The sequence below is a fragment of the bacterium genome (genome assembly GCA_028821235.1).
In the GTDB taxonomy this organism is placed as follows: domain Bacteria; phylum Actinomycetota; class Acidimicrobiia; order Spongiisociales; family Spongiisociaceae; genus Spongiisocius.
The window spans coordinates 1-21,133 of sequence record JAPPGV010000108.1 but is presented as its reverse complement, the minus strand read 5'-3'; the positions used below and the strand labels follow the sequence as shown (position 1 = coordinate 21,133).

Annotated in this window: 18 protein-coding genes and 3 tRNA genes; 6 read left to right on the top strand and 15 right to left on the bottom strand. The window is 65.6% G+C overall.

Annotated features, from left to right (window positions below; genetic code table 11):
* Positions 1-91: 91 nt before the first annotated feature.
* The 3 genes from OXK16_11745 to OXK16_11735 form a co-directional block, all read right to left on the bottom strand.
* A tRNA-Glu gene (locus tag OXK16_11745) sits at positions 92-164 on the bottom strand.
* A 27-nt stretch (positions 165-191) separates the two neighbouring features.
* Positions 192-263 (bottom strand) — tRNA-Gln (locus OXK16_11740).
* A gap of 37 nt (positions 264-300) precedes the next feature.
* Positions 301-1,521 carry an aminomethyltransferase family protein gene (locus OXK16_11735; GenBank protein ID MDE0376612.1) on the bottom strand — a complete coding sequence of 407 codons (1,221 nt, stop codon included), beginning with the start codon at positions 1,519-1,521 and terminating at the stop codon, positions 301-303.
* A 1,340-nt stretch (positions 1,522-2,861) separates the two neighbouring features.
* On the opposite strand from OXK16_11735, the gene OXK16_11730 reads away from it, so the two are divergent.
* Positions 2,862-3,845 carry a hypothetical protein gene (locus tag OXK16_11730; GenBank protein MDE0376611.1) on the top strand — a complete coding sequence of 328 codons (984 nt, stop codon included), beginning with the start codon at positions 2,862-2,864 and terminating at the stop codon, positions 3,843-3,845.
* 333 nt (positions 3,846-4,178) lie between these two features.
* Here OXK16_11730 and OXK16_11725 read toward each other — a convergent pair.
* Both OXK16_11725 and OXK16_11720 read right to left on the bottom strand, forming a co-directional pair.
* Positions 4,179-4,252, bottom strand: a tRNA-Glu gene (locus OXK16_11725).
* Between the two features lie 90 nt (positions 4,253-4,342).
* Positions 4,343-5,113, bottom strand: a complete 771-nt coding sequence (locus tag OXK16_11720) for a hypothetical protein (GenBank protein ID MDE0376610.1) — start codon at positions 5,111-5,113, stop codon at positions 4,343-4,345.
* Positions 5,114-5,231: 118 nt separating this feature from the next.
* On the opposite strand from OXK16_11720, the gene OXK16_11715 reads away from it, so the two are divergent.
* A complete protein-coding gene (locus OXK16_11715; GenBank protein MDE0376609.1) occupies positions 5,232-7,259 on the top strand; it encodes a cytochrome P450 in 2,028 nt (675 codons plus the stop codon).
* A gap of 24 nt (positions 7,260-7,283) precedes the next feature.
* Here OXK16_11715 and OXK16_11710 read toward each other — a convergent pair whose 3' ends face one another.
* On the bottom strand, positions 7,284-8,333 hold the full coding sequence (locus tag OXK16_11710; GenBank protein ID MDE0376608.1) for a Rieske 2Fe-2S domain-containing protein: 1,050 nt from the start codon (positions 8,331-8,333) through the stop codon (positions 7,284-7,286).
* A gap of 281 nt (positions 8,334-8,614) precedes the next feature.
* On the opposite strand from OXK16_11710, the gene OXK16_11705 reads away from it, so the two are divergent.
* Together OXK16_11705 and OXK16_11700 are read left to right on the top strand one after the other, a co-directional pair.
* Positions 8,615-9,019: a nitroreductase family deazaflavin-dependent oxidoreductase gene (locus OXK16_11705; GenBank protein MDE0376607.1), complete on the top strand. Its 405-nt coding sequence runs from the start codon at positions 8,615-8,617 to the stop codon at positions 9,017-9,019.
* Positions 9,020-9,089: 70 nt separating this feature from the next.
* Positions 9,090-10,349: an aminotransferase class V-fold PLP-dependent enzyme gene (locus tag OXK16_11700; GenBank protein MDE0376606.1), complete on the top strand. Its 1,260-nt coding sequence runs from the start codon at positions 9,090-9,092 to the stop codon at positions 10,347-10,349.
* Between the two features lie 3 nt (positions 10,350-10,352).
* On the opposite strand, the gene gltX is transcribed toward OXK16_11700, so the two are convergent.
* The 4 genes from gltX to OXK16_11680 all read right to left on the bottom strand — a co-directional run bounded on the left by gltX (position 10,353) and on the right by OXK16_11680 (position 14,761).
* On the bottom strand, positions 10,353-11,828 hold the full coding sequence (gltX, locus tag OXK16_11695) for a glutamate--tRNA ligase (protein MDE0376605.1): 1,476 nt from the start codon (positions 11,826-11,828) through the stop codon (positions 10,353-10,355).
* Entirely contained in the window at positions 11,825-12,586 is a 762-nt protein-coding gene (locus tag OXK16_11690; protein ID MDE0376604.1) for a fumarylacetoacetate hydrolase family protein, read from the bottom strand. Before OXK16_11690 ends, gltX begins: the two co-directional genes overlap by 4 nt.
* Positions 12,587-12,987: 401 nt before the next feature.
* Positions 12,988-13,326: a hypothetical protein gene (locus tag OXK16_11685; protein MDE0376603.1), complete on the bottom strand. Its 339-nt coding sequence runs from the start codon at positions 13,324-13,326 to the stop codon at positions 12,988-12,990.
* 514 nt (positions 13,327-13,840) lie between these two features.
* Positions 13,841-14,761, bottom strand: a complete 921-nt coding sequence (locus OXK16_11680) for a branched-chain amino acid transaminase (protein MDE0376602.1) — start codon at positions 14,759-14,761, stop codon at positions 13,841-13,843.
* 126 nt (positions 14,762-14,887) lie between these two features.
* Between OXK16_11680 and OXK16_11675 the strand changes: the two genes are divergently transcribed.
* A complete protein-coding gene (locus OXK16_11675; protein MDE0376601.1) occupies positions 14,888-15,610 on the top strand; it encodes a TerC family protein in 723 nt (240 codons plus the stop codon).
* 9 nt (positions 15,611-15,619) lie between these two features.
* Positions 15,620-16,069: a phosphatidylglycerophosphatase A gene (locus OXK16_11670; protein MDE0376600.1), complete on the top strand. Its 450-nt coding sequence runs from the start codon at positions 15,620-15,622 to the stop codon at positions 16,067-16,069.
* 74 nt (positions 16,070-16,143) lie between these two features.
* On the opposite strand, the gene gatB is transcribed toward OXK16_11670, so the two are convergent.
* The 5 genes from gatB to dapE form a co-directional block, all read right to left on the bottom strand.
* Entirely contained in the window at positions 16,144-17,592 is a 1,449-nt protein-coding gene (gatB, locus tag OXK16_11665; GenBank protein ID MDE0376599.1) for an Asp-tRNA(Asn)/Glu-tRNA(Gln) amidotransferase subunit GatB, read from the bottom strand.
* Positions 17,589-19,073, bottom strand: coding sequence for an Asp-tRNA(Asn)/Glu-tRNA(Gln) amidotransferase subunit GatA (gene gatA / locus OXK16_11660; GenBank protein MDE0376598.1), 1,485 nt, complete (start codon positions 19,071-19,073; stop codon positions 17,589-17,591). The genes gatB and gatA overlap by 4 nt, the downstream gene beginning before the upstream one ends.
* Positions 19,074-19,076: 3 nt before the next feature.
* Positions 19,077-19,373 (bottom strand): Asp-tRNA(Asn)/Glu-tRNA(Gln) amidotransferase subunit GatC, encoded by a 297-nt coding sequence (gene gatC / locus OXK16_11655; GenBank protein MDE0376597.1) that lies wholly within the window; start codon positions 19,371-19,373, stop codon positions 19,077-19,079.
* A gap of 129 nt (positions 19,374-19,502) precedes the next feature.
* The gene (locus OXK16_11650; protein ID MDE0376596.1) at positions 19,503-19,868 is read right to left on the bottom strand and encodes a hypothetical protein; all 366 of its coding nucleotides are present in this window, start codon (positions 19,866-19,868) and stop codon (positions 19,503-19,505) included.
* A gap of 139 nt (positions 19,869-20,007) precedes the next feature.
* Complete coding sequence (dapE, locus tag OXK16_11645; protein MDE0376595.1) at positions 20,008-21,069, bottom strand: succinyl-diaminopimelate desuccinylase; 1,062 nt, start codon at positions 21,067-21,069, stop codon at positions 20,008-20,010.
* Between the last annotated feature and the right edge of the window lie 64 nt (positions 21,070-21,133).

Sequence of the window (21,133 nt, the reverse complement as noted above, 5' to 3'; positions counted from 1 at the left end):
CACTCGCGAAGGCCGCCCGATGGCCCAAATTGGAAAGACCCGACCGGAGCCCTTCACCAACGGTGACGGATCCGACCGGGTCGTTCTATCGCAGCCCCGACCAGATTTGAACTGGCGTCTCCGCCTTGAGAGGGCGGTGTCCTAGGCCCCTAGACGACGGGGCCACTGCGCGTGGCGAATGATACCAACCGCTCGGGAGAGAGGACTCGAACCCCTACTAACAGGGCCAGAACCTGTCGTGCTGCCGATTACACCACTCCCGATCAGGCCCGCAAGATACCAGGTATCGGCGGGCCGGCGTCAACCGGACCGGGTGACGCCCTGTTTCCCGGACGGTCCGCTACCCCATTCGGCGCGGGGCAACCGCTTCTCCTTGTCCACGAACGGCAGCGTGTCAACGGTCGCCCGATGAGGGGTTCCCTCGTGGTCGAGCAGGAAAACGGTCTTGCCCAGCCAGTCGCCGCCCGGCAGCGGCCGATCGAAGCGCACGTAGCCGACGCCCGCATCCAGCGCGGGCGACCAGGTGCCGATCGTGATGTGGCCGACCGGGCCGTCCTCGAAGTGCACCTGCATCCCGGCGTCCGGCGCAGCGGCGGCGCAGACCAGGCCGAACAGGAGCTGAGTGCGATCAGCCTCTGCCAGGGCGGAACGTCCGATGAAGTCCCCCTTTTCCAGCGCGACGAAGTTCCCCAGGCCGGCGCCGAACGGTGTCAGGTCCGGTTCGATATCGGTGCCGTTGTCCAGGATGCCGGCTTCGATGCGCCGTATGCCCATCGATGAGGACGAGCTGAACTCCATGCCCAAGGGCTCACCGCAGGCCAACAGATGATCCCAGAGGGCGTCATGATCCGTAGCCTCCGGACCGCTGTTGCAGTAGACCTCGATCCCCGCCTCGCCCGTCCACCCGGTCCGGGAAACCCACAGTGTCTGTCCACCGATGTCGAAGAATCCGGCGTGGAAGTATCTGAAGTCGCCCGACAGTCCACCACCGATCGCCGCGTCGAGCACGTCGAGCGACTTAGGTCCTTGAATCTGGAGGACTCGCGAATCCGGATCAGAGACCTCGGCATCGAGCCCGATGGCGAGGGCGCTGAGCCAGCTCTCGAACTCACCGTTCGCCTTCACGTACCAGTAGCGATCCGGCGCAAGGCGCATGATCACCCCGTCCATCAGAACGGTTCCGTCCTCATTGCAAGCAATGCCGTACCGAGCCCGACCCACCGCAAGCGTGCCGACCCGGCAGGTGAGGGCCCTCTCGAGCATCCGGGCAGCATCCGGTCCGATGATCTCCAGCGGCTTCTCCGGGACGTCGTAGAGCAACACCCCGTTGCGTAACTTCCAGTACTGGGGAACCGGGTCCTCGTCACGGGTCGTCATGAGGGGATACAGACGATCGCAGTACATGCCGAAGATCGTCCGATCCGTCACGTAGCGGTCGGCGAAGGGCGATAGGCCCTGCCGGAACGAACTCAGCCGGACCGTACCGAACGTCTCTACGTAGAAGTGTCTGTCCCCGGTCATCTACACCTCAGGAAAGGGCCGGGTGGGGCGGAGGAGACGGTAGCAGCACAATTCGTGGGAGCGTCCTTAGCTCCGGCAACGGCGCTCCGCTCCCCCGCAGCGCCGGGGACATCCCATCCCCTGGAGTAAGTAGTGGCATGTTCGGCACCATCCCTGACCAGCGGTGATAGGACCATTCCGACGGGGACTTCCACATGATCAGTGGGGGACTTCCACATTCCCGTACGTGCCTGCGCGATCCACCCGCGCCACGGCCGCCGTCCGCGGCCTGGTCCGTACACGTCCCTCCCGACCCGCCCGTCTCTGACCCCGCTAGCGCGGGCGCGGCCCCCCGCACCCGCTGGATGCTAAGCGGGAGACGGCGAACCCGGCCCGTCCGCCCTCGATGTGATCGAGGCTGAGCTGTTCGCCGTCGACCGATGGAGCGCGCCGCCAGCCCCACCGGAACAAGGTTGGCCGGTCCCGGTGTCGTGGTTCTATCCTCGCCATGTTGGTACACGGTGCCGGCGGTCGTACCCGGAGAGGCGTTGCATGACCGACACTGCGCGGCTGAAACCGGACACGAGGGCGGCGTCGTCGATGGGCGTTTCGGTATTCTTGAACTCGTGGACTCCGCTCACAGTGGCCCTTGTAGGTGGCGCGGTCGGCCTTTCATGTTCCAATTCTGGGCTTACTCCACAATGTCTCTGGTTTGGCTCGTCTATCTGATCTGGACTCATCCCGGGCTCGTCAGACGCAGCGACATTTGGGCCTGGATTATTCGCCAACTTCCTACACGTGACGGTGTACTGGCAATGCTTAACGGCTTCAATTTGGCATTCTTCGTGAGTGCCACTCTGTTCCTGGACACCGCATTAGTGACGGTCATTACGGCTGGCTGGCTCATTCTCTTCGTCGCTTATCGGAAGCAACACGACCCCCGGTACCAGCGGATGACTGGGCAACACTGGCTGCTACTCAGTATTGCTATGGCCGGGATTGCGCTCGTTACGTTTTCGCAGGCCGGTGGTATCACAACCGCGGGAGGTTGGCGTCTGCTGTGGGGTGTGCTGCTAGCCGCGGCGAGCGCGGTCTGTGCCTCCTGGATATCTTTTAGGTTTAGGTTAGGGATAGAACTATTTCATGATAGATGTAAGAACATGTCAGACATATCTGATACTCGAAAGAATGAATTAGCCTGTGTATTAGCTGTTTCGATAGTAACAAGTGTGGCCAGCATACTAAGCGGCCTTCTAATCGGTCTGATCGTCTTCCCAGGCGATACAGGACCTGGCACACATCTGGGCGGTTTCGTGTCAACCCCGGTCGTCTGGGTGATCGCTATCGGGATAGTAAGTGCGTTGGGAAACATCGCTTTCCGTTACGCAAACCTGGAAGCGACGAATCTGGGTGTGAACGCCATGCAGTACCTGCGGCCGGTCCTGTCGCTGGTCTGGTTGGCGGTCTTCGCTACGATCACGGTGTACCGGACCGACTTTCTCTGGGTCGGCGCCGCGGCGGTGATAGCGGCAAATGCTCTGATCAACTTCCGGTCCGAGGACCGGGCCGGCTTCAAGTGGCTTGTGCTGAGTCTGTTGGGGTTCGGGTTCGTCACATATATGCGCGACGAATGGTTCACCCACATTCCCGGATACGGATGGTTCCCGGGATTCGGCGACTACTACGGTGTGCTGGGCGCGGGCGCGACGGTGTTCGTGCTCATCCTGTCGTTCCGTACCTCGCGCCTGACCGCCCGCACCGCCAGCGAGGAACAGCAAACCTACATGCTGTGGCGGCGGCTCGACGCGCTATCCGCCGACAAACAGACCCGCCGCCTCCTGCTGAACCATGTTCAGACCATTGACACGACCAGGAACATCGGCGAACTCGAACACGCTTACAACTATGTAACCGACCAGATCGAACATGCCGGGTTGGACCGTTCCGAAGCGGCGGAGCTGCAAGGGAACCTGGACACGCTGGTGAACAGCAAACAGAAAGGCCGGAATCTGGCCGAGCTGATCGTGCTGGTCATGCTGGCGTTCCTGGTGGCGGGTATGGCCGTGTTCGCCCGCACCGAGACACAGGCGTGGCCCGCGCTGGTGAACGATGTGCTGTCGATGCTCTTGGCGTCAGCGGTCACGTTCATGACCGTTCACCTGTTCGACCGACGCTCCGAACGTGACCTCCCCCTCATCACCGACGCCGGGAAGGTCATGTTCCGAACCGTCAAGACAGACGCGAAGCGCAACCCCAGGGTGGAACAAACCACCACGGTCGGTATCGGGTTCGCCGTCATCGGAATCTACGTATGGCTGATGGCGGTCAAATGGCTGCCCCTCTGACCAGTCGGTCACGCTGAGCGGGTCGGACAGTCCGCCGACGATCAGGCCGCCGCGGTGTGTCGGTTTGGCAGCCATTCGCCCAGCTCCGCGTCCGGTCCCCGCTGTTCGGCCAGGTGCGCAACCAGGACGACCTGTCCCAGGGGGCCGGCAGACGACCGTTCCGTCCGCGATCATCTTCTTTTCGACTCCCTCCCGTCGCCCTTAGCGAACCGCTCTGGGCTGGTTTCGGCAGGACCCGAGGCTCCGATCTACAACACGAACTCACCACCCATAGAAGCCGCCACGCTGGTCGCGCCCACGATCTGGACGCCGGTAGTGGCGAGTATCCCCTAGTGGCCCCGACGGGATTCGAACCCGCGTTTCTGGCTTGAAAGGCCAGCGTCCTAGGCCGGCTGGACGACGGGGCCTGCGGTTCCCGGATCCTACGCCCTCTGTGGCGCTGCGTAGAACCCTCGACCAACCGGAGATGTCGCTCGGCTCCGGAGGCTAGTTGAGGATCAGCCCTGCTCGGACAGAGCGGCGGCCAGTTCGTCCGCGCTGAGCGATTCTTTGCGGACCCTCAGGTCTAGATAGATCACCGTACCGAGCGCGGCGGTCAGCGGGATCGACAGCAGGCTGGCGACCTGCTGGACGAGGTAACCGGTCATACCACCGCTCACTCCCAGGACGGCCGAGAGGATGAGCGCGATCACAGCCGAGACGACCCCGACGAAGATGACCATGAGGACGATGACGAGCACGCCGGCGCCGAACACCCGCCACCGCTCGCCCGACACGAGGCGCCACGAGCGCTTGATGCTCTCCATCGGACCGACGCCTTCGATGATCAGGGCCTCCCAGGTCACCGCGAGCGACACGAGAACGAAGATTCCGGGGATGACCAGGAGCACGAATCCGATGACCATCAGGATCCCGGCCACGATCGTCGCCAGGAGGATCGCGACGGTCCTCCGGACCCCGATGCTCATCGCGCTCCGCCAATCGGACGGGACATCCGCATACGCTCCGGCAGCCACGAGGACGGCAGCCACGCCCGCCACGATCGAACCGACGACGCCCACGTAATACCCGAGCCAGCCGATGGGAGAGGTACACGTGGTCGTGCCGCCCGCGTCCAGGCTGCAGCCCCCGGCCAGGCTGACGAGGAAGGGGATGAACACGAGCATCAGCACGATGGCGAACATCGGGCCGAAGCGGCGCCGGTAGACGGTGAAAGTGGCGTCGACGATCTCGCCGACGCCGAGCGGACGTAGTTGTAGTTGAGCCATGGAACCAAGCCTACCGTCGTGGCTTCCGGTCGTGGCGCCGGAGACCGTCCTTACAGGCTTCCGAACAGCCCCTTCAATGCTAAGGTTTCGGTGGTTGGGTGACGGAGGGACCGAACGGATGACTCTAACCGCAGACAGTGCGGTCGGTCAGAAGCTCAGTCTGATCGACGAACTCGTCCTCGCGCTCCTCAACGATGAGAGTGGCTACTTCCGGCAGGTTCCAGGGTGGGATTTGAGCTGTGCCGTTACCGGAGCCGTGCTGGGAGAGTTGTCCCTGCTGTCTCGCATCGACACGGACATGGACTCCTTGATCCTGCTGGACCCAACAGAGACGGGCGATCCAGCCCTCGATCCAATCCTCGAGAAGATCGCCGCAGAGCCGGTTCAACGAGACGCCCAGTACTGGATTGAACGGCTCGCCCCGCGCGCAGACTCGATTATCGACCTGACCCTTGACCGGCTGGTCGACTTGGAGATCCTCCGGCACCACGACGGTGACTTCTGGTCGCTGGCACCGAGGCAATGGAAGCGGGACGAGTATGCCAAACCCGGGGAAGGTACCGCGGTCGACTACGTCAAGACGCGCATCAGCAGGGCGATTTTCGCTAACGAGATACCGCACCCCAGAGATATCATCATCATCTGCCTCATCAATACATGCGACGTCCTGCGCTTCATATTCGAACTCGACGAAGAGGCGGAGAAGCGTGTCGAGTTCATCTGCAAGATGGACTTGATCGGTAGATCCATCGCCGCTGCAGTCAGCCAAAACCTGGCCGGGTCATTGTATAGACCCTCCGCCTTCGTAAAGCCGATTCCAACTGTCTCGCTTCGTCATCTGCTGCGCAGCCGGCACGCTCGCGGAGGCAACATTCCCGCGTTCTTCGCGGAGCTCGCGAAGGAATACGGGCCTGTGTTTCAGATCCGTCCGCCCTTTGCCAACCCGATCATCTTTCTGGCGGGACCCGAGATGAACCACTGGGCACATCGACATGGGCGCATGTATCTGCGGGCCCGAGACTATCTGGAGGACTTCGAGAAGTTGTACGGAGGATCGGGGATATTGCCTACCTTGGACGGCGCCGATCATTTCCGGTATCGCAAGTCCATGCAGCCTGCCTATTCGCGCGCCAGGCTGGAGGCTCGACTGGATGAGGTCTACTCCAACGCCCGCAAGTACATGGCGGATTGGTCTGTAGGAGAGGAACTTCCCGGCAAGACGATGTGCAGGCGCCTGGTCAACGCGACACTGTCACCGCTGTCCGTCAGTGTCGACACCCAGGACCTCGTAGATGATCTGCACAAGTTCAAGGAACGGGCCCTCCAGACTCATGTCGTCAGGAACCTGCCCAAGTTCATGCTGCGCACCCCTGGAATGAAGCGGCGGGCAAAGCGGATCGGAGAGGTGGTGGAACGAGTTCAGAATGTCCACACGCCCGCCCAGCGGGCTGGGTGCCCTCGGGATCTTGCCGATGACCTGCTGAGCATGCACACGAGTGATCGGCAGTTCCTCCCCGAGTCGAACCTGCCGTTCGTGCTCTCGGCGCCGCTGATCGCAAGCATGTACGTGGGTGATCAGCTTGGATTCATCATCTACGCGATGCTGTCACAGCCCGAGTTCTACGAGAAGATCCGCGACGAGGCCGATGCCCTGTTCGCTAACCGGAACCCGGATCGTGACGAGATCACAGGACCGGGGATCGACGTCACCCGCCGGTTCATCATGGAGTGCATGCGGCTCTACCCGATCGTGCCGGCATCGTATCGAAACGTGATGAACACCTGCGCGGTCGACGGATACGAGTTGCCGCAGGGGGCTCGGGTCCTGATCGCCCAGACCGCCACACACTTCATGGAGGACGTCTTCCCCGATCCCTTCTCGTTCGACATCGACCGCTACCTGCCCCCGCGCAAGGAGCATCTGGGGCCGTCATATGCGCCGTACGGTCTGGGTACCCACACCTGTCTGGGATCCCGCTGGACGTCATTGCACCTTGCGATCCATGTGCTGATCCTCGTGCATCATTTCACCCTCGAGATCGCTCCCGCCAACTACAAGCTGAAGATCAGCGCGTTCCCGTCGGCGTCGGTGAACAAGAAGCTGAAGTTCATCATCACCGAGCGGAGGCGCGAACTGCCCGTTTAAGGGCGAACCCGCCGGCTTCCGGTGCTAGCGAGGCTCCGGATCGTCCAGGTCGGGATAGAACTGGGCGCAGTAACGCCGGAACGGCATGATCTCGCCGTCGGAGCGGCAGAGGCGGGGGCGGGACCGGTACTGCTTGCGGCTCCAGATGATCTCATCCTGCTGGACGTCCCGGTATTGCTGGGACGAGATGAACCGGTTCATGATGGGGGCTCGCCACTTCACCGGTAGGAACCCCAGGCCCGCGATCCACCGCCCCGGCTTGCGTATCTCCCGCACCTGCGAAACCAGCGACAGGTCGATGAGCGAGCCGTCGACAGGCGTCGCCAGCACCCACAGGCGCAGATCCATCCCGATCGAACGCTCGCGGATCTGCACGAACGAGTAGCCCAATCCGTAGATCCGGGTGCGGGCGGCCACGTCGAAGGTAAGGGTGATGATCCCCGCAGTCGTCCGGGTGCGCCTGAAGTCGAAGTCGCTCTCCAGGAGCGGCCCGTCCACGGACACCCGCCCTACGCGGTCCACGCTGTCGTAGCCGTGGACGTAGCGCAGGTGGCCCACGTCGACCGAGTTCTCCGTCGTCTCTTGGGGATGGCCGGGAAACCGGAGGGTCCTGATCTTGAGACCGGTCCAGCCGGCCTGATCCGGTTCATCCTCTGGCAGATTCCATTGCGGCGCCCGTCCCCTGATCCCCCACCAGGCGAAGATCAGGCCCGCGATCTCCTGCGTCTCGAAGACGCGTAACCTCGCGGTGGTGGGCGGCGGCGAATAGGGGGTGGCCACGCACTGGCCGGTGGCGTCGAACTCGTAGCCATGGAAAGGGCAGACCAGCCGCCCCTCACAGATGCGTCCCCCTGCGGTCGGTCCCAGATCGGCGCCCAGATGCGGGCAATAGGCGCCGGCCACGCACACGTTCCCGTTCTCGTCGCTCCAGGCGACGATGTTCTCCCCCATCCACTTCTTTTCGATCAACCCGGTATCCAGCAGTGCCTCACGGCTCGTGAGGAAGTACCAACCCTCGGGAAACGGAGACGGTAGCGGCGTATTCTCGAGCACCACCCTACGCCGGGTCGACATGCCTGACCCTTCTCACCCGGAACCTCGTCATGGGTCCGTAACCGTCACGCATAGGGCCTCCGGAACTGCTGTACACGACCCGGTCCGGCATACCCTAGCCCTGATTACTCGTGTTCTCGGCACGCCGATGGGACTCTTCGTCGGGCGATCCGTCGTGACTGCTGGGAGCATCGGCGGACCCGGCTTCGGGTTGTTACGGGACCATGGCATCATCAGCGCGGGCTTCAACAGGCCTTCAAGCAGCGCGAGGACCGGAGCGCCGGATGACCGATTGGAAGAACGTGAACGACTGGAATGCCACGATCATCGAGGAGTTCCGCGCCAACGACGGCCAGGTGGGTGGAATGTTCGAAGGGAGGACGCTGCTGCTCCTTCACCACACGGGCGCCCGTACGGGTATCCGACGGGTCACACCGCTCGCGTACCAGAACCTGGCGGACGGCTACGCCGTCTTCGCATCCAAGGCCGGGGCGGACACCAACCCCGACTGGTACCACAACGTGGTGGCCAATCCCAGGACAGAGGTCGAGGTCGGGACCAGGACGATCCAGGTCCGAGCCCGGGTCGCGACGGGGGAGGAGAGGGACCAGATCTGGAGCAGGCAGAAGCAGGACTATCCGCAGTTCGCTGAGTACGAGTCCAAGACATCGCGGGTCATCCCGGTAATCGTGCTCGAACGCGCCTGAGCGCGTCAGCCGGGCCGGGTAGCTGGACGGCAGGCGGCTCGGACCGGCCCGATCTGGCAAACTCGGTCGGGTGAACATCGAGCCGGAGACTCCGCTGCGGTCCCTCGACGTGGGATTTGCCCGCGGCCAGTTCCCCGCCTTCTCCGACGCCCGTCTCGCCGGGTGGGCCCACTTCGAGAACGCGGGCGGATCCTACGCCTGCCGCCAGGTGATCGACCGGCTGACCGGCTTCTACCGCCGCACCAAGGTACAGCCCGATCATGCCTTCCCGCTCTCGGTCGAGGCCACCGAGGCGATGGAGCACTCCTACCGGCGAATGGCGGGCTGGATGGGCGTGGGGGTGGATGAGATCCACTTCGGGCCGTCCACGTCGCAGAACACCTACGTCCTGGCTCGGGCGTTCCGCTCGATGTGGCGCGATGGGGATGAGATCGTCGCATCCACGCAGGATCACGAGGCCAACGCCGGGGTTTGGCGGCGTTTGGAGGCCACGGGGATCGTGGTGCGGGAGTGGCGGGTAGATCCGGAGAAGGGAACCCTGGACCTGGCCGATCTCGACGGGTTGATGACCGAGCGCACCAGGTTGGTCGCCTTTCCCCACGCCTCCAACGTGGTGGCCGCCATCAACCCGGTCGCCGACGTGGTGGCGAGAGCGGCGGAGGTCGGCGCCCGGGTGGTGGTCGACGGGGTGTCCTACGCACCCCACGGCCTACCCGACATCGGGGCACTGGGGGTCGATGTCTACCTCTTCTCCGCCTACAAGACATGGGGCCCGCACCAGGGGGTGATGTACGTCGGCCGCGACCTCGCCGGCCGGCTCGGGAATGAGGGCCACTACTTCGTGGCCGACCAGCCCCGCTCCAAGCTGGTGCCGGCCGGACCCGACCATGCCCAGGTGGCGGCGTGCGCAGGGGTGATCGACTACCTGGACGACCTGTACACCCACCATGGAGGTCCCTCTGCGACCCCGGTGGCGCGAGGCCGGGCGGTCCATGACATGTTCCGGGCCCACGAGACGAACCTGGCGGACCGGCTGCTCCGCTACCTGGCCGGGCGGGATGACGTACGGGTGGCCGGCCCGACCGACGCCACCCTGCGGGCCCCCACCGTCTCGATCGTCCCGTTGCGACGCCCGGTTGCGGACGTCGCGGAGTCACTGGTGCGCAGCCGGATGATGGTCGGTGTCGGGGACTTCTATGCCCCCCGCCTCCTCGATGAGATGCGGATACCCACGGAGCCCGGCGTGCTGAGGATGTCCTTCATCCACTACAACACCGAAGGCGAGATCGACCGGTTGATCACCGCCCTTGACCGGGCACTGGATGATTAGCTTCTAGCCGGCGCCGGCCTGCAGGTCGAGGCGTGCGATGGCTGCGGCAATCCGGGCCAGAGCCACCTCCCCGGGGAGCGCCTCCAGGCTCTCGAACAGGGGCGGTGAGATGTTGGAGCCGGTGATCGCCACCCGGATCGGCTGCCAACCCTTGCGGGGGTTGAGGCTCTCGGCGGCCAGCATGTCCCGCAAGGCCTTCTCGATGTTGGCGGCGTTCCAGTCCCCGACATTCTCGAGCATCCGCCGGGCGGCGGCCAGGGCTCGCCGGGCATCGGCTTTCATCACCTTCCGCCAGGCCTTGTCGTCATAGGTGATGTCCGAGAACAGGAAGCGCGCCGCCGGACCGATGTCGGTGGTCAGCTTGGCCCGCTCCTGGATGAGGGGCGCCAATCCGGCCAGGCGGCTCCGCTCGTCGCCGTCCAGGTCGCGCCCCAGGTCCTCCTCGACCGAGGCGACCGCCAGATCGGTGAAACGTCCCGTGGCCATCGACCGCATGTACACGCCGTTCATCCAACCCAGCTTGTCGGGGTCGAAGACGGCCGGGCTCTTCTGGACGTCCGCCAGATCGAAGGCGGCGATCGCCTCCTCGCGGCCGAAGACCTCGTTGTCCGGATCGAGCGACCAGCCGAGCAGGCCCATGTAGTTGAACACCGCCTCCGGCAGGTACCCGCCCTCCCGGTAGGCGCGTAGCGACGTGTCGCCGTGCCGCTTCGACAGCTTCCGCCCGTCAGGGCCGAAGAGCAGCGGGAGATGGGCGTAGACGGGCCGCTCCCCGCCGAGTGCCTCGGTGATCAGGATGTGCTTGGGAGTCGAGGAGAGCAGGTCCTCCCCCCGGGCTACGTGGGTGATCCCGTAGTCGATGTCATCGACGGTCGACGCCAGGTGGTAGGTAGGGGAGCCGTCGGAGCGCAGGATCACGAAGTCGTCGATCGCGTCCGCCTCGAACCGCACCTCGCCCCGGACCACGTCCGTGAAGCCCACCGCCCGGCCCGGATTCGAGAATCGAACCACCGCCTGCTCCCCCGCCCCGAGGCGTCGGCGGGCGGTGTCCGGGTCGCTGCCGGGGGGACGCCGGACGTAGTAACCGGGGGGTTTCTTCTCCACCCGGGCCCGGGCCCGCAACTCCTCCATCTCCTCAGTCGACCGGAAGTCGTGGTAGGCGCGTCCCATGTCGATCAACCGGTCCGCCACCTCCCGGTAACGATCGAAGCGATCGGACTGGCGATAGGTACCGTGCGGCCCTCCCACCTCCACACCCTCGTCCCAATCCAGACCCAGCCAGCGGAACCCGGAGACGACGTCTTCTATGTAACGGTCGTCGGAGCGGGCCCGGTCGGTGTCGTCGATGCGGATGATGAAGACCCCGCCGTGGCGGCGGGCGAACAGCCAGTTGAACAAGGCCGCCCGCACGTTGCCGACATGGAGGTAGCCGGTCGGCGACGGGGCTATGCGTACCCGGACGCGGCGATCGCCGCTCACTCGGATACCACCGGATTGGTGAGGGCGCCCACTCCCTCGAGCGATACTTCCACTACGTCGCCGCTCGTGACGGGCCCGACGCCCGGAGGTGTACCGGTGAGGATCACGTCACCGGGCAGGAGGGTCATCACGTAGGTCACGAAGGAGATCAGTTCAGCCACCCCGAAGATCATGTCATTGATCGAGGTCCCCTGCCGCAAGACGCCGTTCACGCTGCATTCGAGGGAGAAGTCCTCCAAGGGATCGTATTCGGTCTCGATGGCCGGCCCGAGCGGGCAGAACGAGTCGAAGCTCTTGGCCCGGGCCGGCTGGCGCTCCTCCCGGAGAAGATCCTCGGCTGTGACGTCGTTACCGGCGGTGTAGCCGAGCACCACCGAGGAGGCGTCCTCGACCGCCACCCTTCGGGCCACCTTGCCGATGACCACGGCCAGGGATGCTCCGTGGTTGACCTCGCCGGACAGGGTGGGCAGCACGATCGCCTGGCCCGGGCCGATGACCGCCGTGGAGGGCTTCATGAACAGGCTCGGCCTTTCCGGTAGCGGGCTGCCGGCCTCGTCCGCGCCGGAGGCGTAGTTGGCGGTGACGCCTATCACCTTGGTCGGGAACACCGGCGACAGGAGTCGGGCCTCGCGGAAGTCGACCACGACCTCCGTTGGTTGCCACGCCACGAACGGAGTCCCGTCATGGATGCGGATCCCCTCCGGCTCGACGGCGCCGTAACGGATGCCCTCAGGAGTCTGCATGCGGACGATCTTCACGGGCGTACGCTCCCTAGTGCTAGCGCATGCGGCGGTCGAGGCCTTAGGCGGAGGTTTTTTCGCGTTCTCGGGGTGACGGGGTCGGATCTGTCACAGGCTCGCGCCATGTTGGGGATCACCAAATACCCGGCGGCTCCGAGCTCCGACGTCAGCCCGGCCGCCCGAGGGGTTATCGAACATCGAGAGCGGGCCCCGAGGCCCGGCCCGGCGGAGCGCGCTCTCATCCCAGGAAAGGTGGCGGTGGGGGAGGGCCCGGCGGTGCCGCCGCACGAGGCCAGTTTTTTGGCTCCACTGGTCGGCGAGCCTGGAGAGAGATCAGACGGTGCCGAGCCGGCGGCCCTCATGACGCGGTCCGGCCGGCTCCGGACGGCATGAACAACCTGACACCCTCGTCCGGCCGGTCAGGCGACCAGGGAAGGGTCAGCCCGGAGACGGGCTCGTATCCGGCGGGGCTCGTCCATGAGAAGATCGGCCGGAACCGACCCGAGCGCCGAGCGTCCCGGCCAGGGATCGTGCGCCAACTCGTCCAGCCAGCGCTCTCTCACCTCGGCGAGCCCTGCCGGGGCCCCGCCCGTCCGGGCATAGCCATCGTGCAACCCCACCAGAGACAGCGCAACCTCCACGTCCTGGTGAGTAGGCCCCCGGCGAGCATGAGATGCCCGAGCGCCCACCAAAGCTGACAGCAGGCTCTCCAGGTCCCTGGGCCTCCGGCCCCGGTCGAACGAGGCTGCCCTGATCATCCGTAGTCCCCAGCCCGTGTCTGGACCCGGGCGTCCGAACGACCCTCCGGAAGGAGTGTCAGCAGGAGATGTGATCTCGCCAGGGCGGGTCGGGCTCCAGCGCCGTTCCGGGGCCCGGTCGAGGTCTTCTACGGGACGCTCGGTAGCGCGCAGGTGGATGTTCGGTTGCCTACCCATCAGGACGAGTGGTCTGTCTGTGGAATGGCGGTGTGGTATGGCGTCGGCACCAGTGTTCCTCGCAAGGCCCGCTGACGAAGGCGTGCCCGCAGCGGCACGTCAAGGAAGCGGAACGCAGCGACGGGACGCCGATGACCGCCAGACCACGCCAGGCTATTTCGCAGACAACCACAGTGGTCTGTGTGCGGAATGGCGGTGTGATATGGCGTCGGCAGCGGCGTTCCTCGCCAGGCCCGCTGACGAAGGCGTGCCCGCAGCGGCACGTCAAGGAAGCGGAACGCAGCGACGGGACGCCGATGACCGCCAGAGCACGCCAGGCTATTTCGCAGACAGACCACTAGATGTAGTCGAGCCAATCGGTGTATTCGTCCAGCTTGCCGGTGTAGGCGTCGGCGTAGATCTCCTGCGCCCTCCTCGTCACCGGGCCGGGACGGCCCGAACCCACCGGACGGTTATCGACCTCCCGCACCGGTGTCACCTCGGCCGCGGTCCCCGTCATGAACAGCTCATCGCAGTAGTACAGGTCGGAGCGGTGGATCACCTTCTCCACCACTTCGTACCCGTCGTCGCGGAGGAGCGTCATCACCGAGTTCCGGGTGATGCCGTCGAGACAGCCGGCCGAGAGCGGCGGCGTGTAGATGACGCCGTCGCGGATCACGAACAGGTTCTCGCCCGAGCCCTCGGAGATCGAGCCCTCCGAATTGAGCATCAAGGCCTCGTCGTAGCCGTCCGTTACCGCCTCGCGCTTGGCGAGGATCGAGTTGATGTAGGTCCCGGTCGCCTTGGCGTTCGGGAACGCATCATGGGAGAAGCGACGCCACGAGGAGACCTTGACCCGTATGCCGTTGAGGATGCCCTCCTCGCCGAGATAGGCGCCCCACTGCCAGGTAATGATCGCCACCTGCACTTTGGCGTTGCGGGGATCCAGACCGAGCGCGCCGAGGCCGAGGAAGACGATCGGGCGGATGTAGGCGGATGAGAACTCGTTGGCCCGGACTACCTCCTTGGCAGCCTCGACCATCTCGTCCACCGAGTACCCGAGATCCATGCGGTACGACTTGGCGGACCGGGCCAGACGTCTCATGTGGTCGGTAAGCCGGAAACCGGCCGTACCGCCCACTGCTTCGTAGGCCCGGATGCCTTCGAAGACACCCGTGCCGTAGTGCAATGCGTGGGTCAGGACATGGACGGTGGCATCCTCGAAGTCAACGATCCGACCATCCATCCATATGTATCTTGCCGTATCCATGACCACCATGATAGAACCCGCGCAGACCGAGTAACCCGCATCTGCCCGGTGGTTCCGGCGGCCGGACCGGACCGGCCGGAGTCCGGACGCTGCCCCGCGCGGTATCCTGCTGGCTGGTCCTGATGCAATGCGTTCGTGAGTAGCCTGCTCTCACCCGATATCTGGGTGTCCCTGGTGGCCCTGACGGCCCTCGAGATCGTGCTGGGCGTGGACAACCTGGTGTTCATCTCGCTGATGGCCAACAAGCTGCCTCCCGCGTCTCGGGACCGGGTGTGGAAAGTCGGGCTGGCGATGGCAGCTGCTATGCGGGTGGTGCTCCTGTTCGCCATCAACTGGGTGATCGGCCTTACCGCGCCGCTGTTCTCCGTCTTCAACCACAGCGTCTCCGGGCGGGACCTGATCCTCCTGGGCGGCGGCGCGTTCCTGCTCGGCAAGGCCGTGATCGAGATCCACGAGCAGCTCTATCCGGGATCGCGCCACGACGGTAGGGCCGAACGGACCGCCGCCACCTTCGCAGGTGTGCTGGGCCAGATCGCGTTGCTGGACATGGTCTTCAGCCTGGACTCGGTGATAACCGCCGTGGGCATGGCCGACCGGATCGGGGTCATGATCGCGGCCGTGCTCATCGCGGTCGGCGTGATGATGTGGCTCTCGAGCCCGGTCATGCGGATCGTCAACGAGCACCCGACCATCCGGATGCTGGCGCTGGCCTTCCTCCTCCTGATCGGGGTCTCTCTCGTCGCCGAGGGCGGTGGCGCCCACCTCCCCAAGGGCTACATCTACTCCGCTATGGGCTTCGCCGTGCTGGTGGAGATGCTGAACATGCGCATGCGGCGCAACCAGACCATCCGTGAGTGATCGGGGTCAATGGCCAGGGTCCTAGCGTCGTGGTTCGGGTGCGGGTTCATCCCGCGCCGGCTCCGGGGGGCTGACGAGGGCGCCGGGACGGTGGGCGCCCTGGCCGCTCTGGTACCGGCCCTCCTCCTCGGCCGGGCCGGATGGGCGGCTCAACTGGCCGCAGCCCTGGCGGTGTGCGCTCTCTCGGTGTGGGCGAGCGGGCACTTCGCCGACGAGGGGGACCCGGGATGGGTCGTGATAGACGAGGCGGCCGGAACGTTCATCGCCACCATCGGGGTGTCCCTCCTTCCGGCACTGGTCGGCTTCGTGGTGTTCCGGGTCGCCGACATCACCAAGCGGTTCCCGCTCGTGCAGAGGGCCGAGACCCTACCGGGCGGGCTGGGGATCACCGCAGACGATGTGGTGGCGGGCTTGTGGGGCCTCGGCGCGGCCTGGATCGTTCAGGGCCTCACGGGTTGACGGTGAGGGACCCGACGCAACGAGGGACTAGCTAGCGGCATTATTAGCCGGAATCCCTCCCTTGGGCGGAGCGGTCAGAGTCCGGCTCGCTCGGTGATGAGGGTTCCGGCCAGTTTCGGGTCGGCCTTTCCGCGGGTATTGCGCATCACCTGGCCCACGAAGAACCCGACCAGCTTGCGCTCGCCATCCTTGAGGCGGGCGAACTCGTCAGGATTCGCCGCGATCAACTCGTCCACCACCGACTCCAGCAAGCCCGTGTCGGATATCTGCAGCAGATCGCGGCCCGCAGCCACTTCCGCCGGAGAGCCCTCCCCTGCGATCACTCCGGCCAGCACCTCGCGGGCGGCCGAGCCGGACAGGGTCCCCTGCCGGATCATGCCCAGCAACTCTGCCAGCGACGACCCGGTCAGAGACGACCCTCCCACCGACGGGATTCCGGCCTTCCGTAGGGAGGCCACCACCTCACCTGTCGCCCAGTTGGCGGCCTGAGGAGCACCGGCCCCGGCTTCCACGGCATCCTCGAACAGTTGCGCCAGGCCCGCCTCCGCTCCCACCAGGTTGGCCGCCTGGGCGGCATCGATGCCCATCTCCTCGTAACGCACCCGCCGGACGCTCGGCAGTTCCGGTAACAGGGCCGCCATCCCGTCTTCCCAATCACGGTCGAGTTCCATCGGCACCAGATCGGGATCGGGGAAGTAGCGGTAGTCCGAGCTGCCCTCCTTGATCCGCCCTCCCCTGGTGACGCCGGCCTCCTCGTCCCAATGGCGGGTCTCCATGACGATCCTCTGCCCGCTCGACAGGCGAGCGGTCTGGCGTTCTATCTCGTACGAGACGGCCCGCTCCAGGGAGCGGAACGAGTTCATGTTCTTGATCTCCACCTTCGTGCCGAGTGGAGCCCGGGGTCCCGCACGCACCGAGACGTTGGCGTCGAAGCGGATCGACCCCTCCTCCAGCCGGGCGTCGGACACGCCAAGAGCCTCCACCAGCAACCTCAGCTCCTGCGCGTAGGCCCTGGCCTGCGCGGCGGACCTGATGTCGGGACGGGTCACGATCTCGACCAGCGGCACGCCGGAACGGTTGAAGTCGAGCAACGAGTACTCGGCCGCGCTGATCCTGCCGTCGCCACCCCGGTGGGTGCTCTTGCCGGTGTCCTCCTCCTGATGGACCCGCTCGATCCGGATCCGACCCGGATGGTCGCCGCCCACCTCGAGGTAGCCGTCCACGCAGACCGGCAGGTCGAACTGGGAGATCTGGTAGTTCTTCGGCAGGTCGGCGTAGAAGTAGTTCTTGCGGTGGAACACCGGGCGGCGGGTCACCGAGCAGTTCAGTGCCAGGCCTATCTGCATGATCCGGTTGATCGCCTCGCGGTTGGGCACCGGCAACGCGCCCGGCAACCCCAGGCAGACCGGGCAGATGTTGGTGTTGGGCTCGGCGTCGAACCGGGCCGGGCAACCGCAGAACATCTTCGACGCCGTGGACAGCTCGACGTGGGTCTCGAGGCCGATGACCGCCTCCCAGGTCACCGGACCCCGCCTCTCAGCCCGTATGACGGGTCGAACGGAACGGTCGTGTCGAAGCCGGCGAGGGATTCCACGGCCGCGGCCACCTGGAACATGACCGCCTCCTCCAAGGCCGGCGCCATCACCTGGAACCCGATGGGCAGATCGTGGCGGTCCAGGCCGACCGGGACGCTGATGGCCGGATGCCCGGCCAGATTGGACGGGATGGTGAAGACATCGCTCACGTACATCGACAGCGGGTCCTCGGTCCGGTCGCCCAGCGGGAAGGCGGTGGTGGCGCTGGTGGGCGAGACCAGCACGTCGCACTGCCGGTAGGCGCGCGCAAAGTCCTCGCGGATCAGGGTGCGCACCTTCTGGGCCTGGCCGTAGAACGCCTCGTGGTAGCCGGCCGAGAGGGCGAAGGTGCCCAGCAGCACCCGGCGGGTCACCTCGGGGCCGAACCCGTCGGCGCGGGAGCGGGACATCATCTGCTCGGTGGTAGCGCCGTCCACCCGCAGCCCGTACCGGACCCCGTCGAAGCGGGCCAGGTTGGCGGAGCACTCGGCCGGTGCGATCAGGTAATAGGCGGAAAGGCCCTGCTCCGTGGAGGGGAGATCGACCTCCAGGGTGACAGCCCCGGCCCCCTCCATGGCCGCCAGCGCACGGTCGAAGGCCGCCTCCACATCCGGCTCCACCGCATCGGCGCCACCTAGCCGGCGCGCCACACCCACGCGGACCCCGTCCAGGCCCCCGCCGAGCCGGGCACCTGACGGCTCGATCCCGCCCGGATACGAGGTGGAGTCGAGCGGATCGTGGCCGGAGATGGCGTCGAGCAGGAGGGCGGCATCCTCAACGCGGTGGGCAATGGGACCGATCTGGTCGAGCGAGGAGGCGAAGGCGATCAGCCCGTAGCGGCTGACCGCTCCGTACGTGGGCTTGGCACCGACCACTCCGCACAACGAGGCGGGTTGGCGGATCGAACCGCCCGTATCGGAACCCAGGCCGCCCAAGGCCATTCCGGCCGCAACCGCCGCTGCGCTCCCGCCCGACGAACCGCCGGGGACCCGGTCGGTGTTCCAGGGGTTACGGGTGGGCCCGAAGGCGGAGTTCTCCGTGGAGGAGCCCATGGCGAACTCGTCGAGGTTGGTCTTGCCGGCGATCAGCGCGCCGGCATCCCTGAGGCGCCGGATCGCCGTGGCATCGTACGGAGGGATGTAGCCGGCCAGGATCCTCGAGCCGGCGGTGGTCTCCATCTGACGGGTGGTCATGTTGTCCTTGACCGCGATCGGGATTCCGTGGAGCGGGCCGCGATCCCTCCCTGCGGCCAGTTCCTCGTCGGCCCCGGCGGCGGCCTCCAGCAAGCCGTCCGTGTCAAGCGTCAGGTAGGCGTGGAGTTGGGCCTCGACCATCGAGGTGCGCGCCAGGACTTGTTCGGCCAGGCCCACCGACGTGATCGATCCGTTCCGGAGGGCGCGGGCCGCCCCCGCGATCGTGGTGAATGTCACCGCTCAGGCCTCCTCGATGGCCGGCGGCACCCGGAAGAGTGGGCCTTCGGTGTCCGGGGCCTGGGCCAGCACCTCCTCTTGGTCCAGCACCGTGTGTGGGGTGACTCGGTCCTCGCGGAAGCGGTTGGTCATGGGGAGGGGATGCGAGGTGGGCTCCACACCGTCGGTATCCACCGCCTGGATGCGAGCCACGTGCTCGAGTAGCTCCTGGCACTGGCGCCCGTAGGTGTCCAACTGCCGGTCGGACAACTCGAGGCGCGCCAGGCGCGCCACATGGGCAATGTCGATCTCAACGGCCACGGACGGGAGGTTAACCGGCTGCGGATTGCTGTCAGCACTGCTCCCGAGAGGAACGGCTAGCCCTGATTACTCGTGTTTCCAGTACACCGACGCCGATGCGGCCACTTCCGTCCCATCACTGGTTCACGCCTATCCAGCCAAGCAGTCGTCGAGGAACATCTGGGCCATTACGAAATTGCCCACGACGCACGTGGCAGTGAATTGGTCGCCGGCATTGAGCGGAATCATCTCTTCGTCTGTCAGGTCATCGAGCACTACGTCCGAAAGCCAGCTGACCTCAAGGTACACCTTGCCGTTGTCGATTCGGTCAATAGTGCCGTACACGGTCACCCGCTTGCCCTTGTACTCCGCGTCGAACCTCGTGGCGTTGGCCTCCCGCTCCTCGAACAGCGCCTCCGCCGACAGCCTGGCCACTACCGGGCCGGCGTCTGGTTCAGTTCCGCCGCAGGCAAGCAGCATCACCAGCGTCCCGACTACCAATGCGATCCTTCTCATGTCTTCCCCTTCATCGTTAGATCGTGGAACAGCTCATGGCCACACTCTTCCTCGCCGTCACGCAGCACGCCCACAGGCTGGATATTCATCGCATTCCGTGGGCCGGCCTGGGAGTGACGGTACAGGACCGCGCGATCCATCAGCCGGATGGCGCCTCGGTCAGGAAACCGAGCAGGGCCTGGTACGCCGGGTCCAGGTAGGCGATCGGCACGCTCTCCGCGGCCTGGTGGGCCTGGGCAACCTCACCCGGTCCGTAGTTGACGGCCGGAATCCCGTAACGCGCCAGACGTGCCACATCGGTCCACGCCTGCTTGGGAGTGAGCTGGGCACTCGTGGCTCGGATCAGCCGATCGAGATGCGGGTTGCCTTCCGGCACCGGTGCGCCGGGAACGATCTCGTGAACCTCCACCGCGTCGGCGGGGGCCGCGATCTCGGACAGCCGCCTGAGCGCAGCTTCGGGGGTCACGTTGGGCGGGAACCGGTAGTTGAGGTGGAGATCGAAGGTCCCGGGGATCACATTGCGCGCCAGCCCTGCTGAGGCCTGGGTCACGGAGAACACCTCGAAGAAGGAGAGGCCCGACACCACGTGTTCCTCCGGCTGCCGCTCGTGGAGATCGGCCAGCCACGCGCCTGCCTTGGTGATGGCGTTCTCACCCAACCAGGGGCGGGCGCTGTGGGCGGTCTTGCCCTCGAAACGGACGGTGGCGTTCGCGGTGCCCTGGCAACCGAGCTGGAGCTCGAGATCCGTAGGCTCAAGCACCACTGCGAACTCAGCCCCGGTCAGCCATGACATCTCCTGCAGAACCGGCTCGAGGCCGTTCCCGGCGTCGGGACCCTCCTCGGCATCGTAGAACACGCCGACCACATCGAAAGGACCCTCCCGGACCGCCTCCTCCTCGAGCAGGTGAACCATGACCGCGACGCCCGACTTCATGTCCGACGTTCCGAGACCGAGCAGCCGTCCTCCCTCGATCTGAGCCGGCGCCTGACCCTGCGAAGGCACGGTATCGATGTGGCCCACGAGGAGAAGGAGTGGCCGCCCGTTGCGGGCGCCCACCACCAGGCTGTTGCCGACACGCCGGAGGTGCTCCCTCGCGTACGTGGAGCCGAGCCGGCGCGAGAGGGCCTCGCACAGCTGACCTTCCTGACCGGTAGGCGACGGGATGTCAACCAGCCAGCACAGGGTGTCTACCAGCGTCATGCGCTACCCAGGCAGGTTCTGACCACGTCGATCGCCTGCTCGCATTCGTCCAGGGTGGGTACCA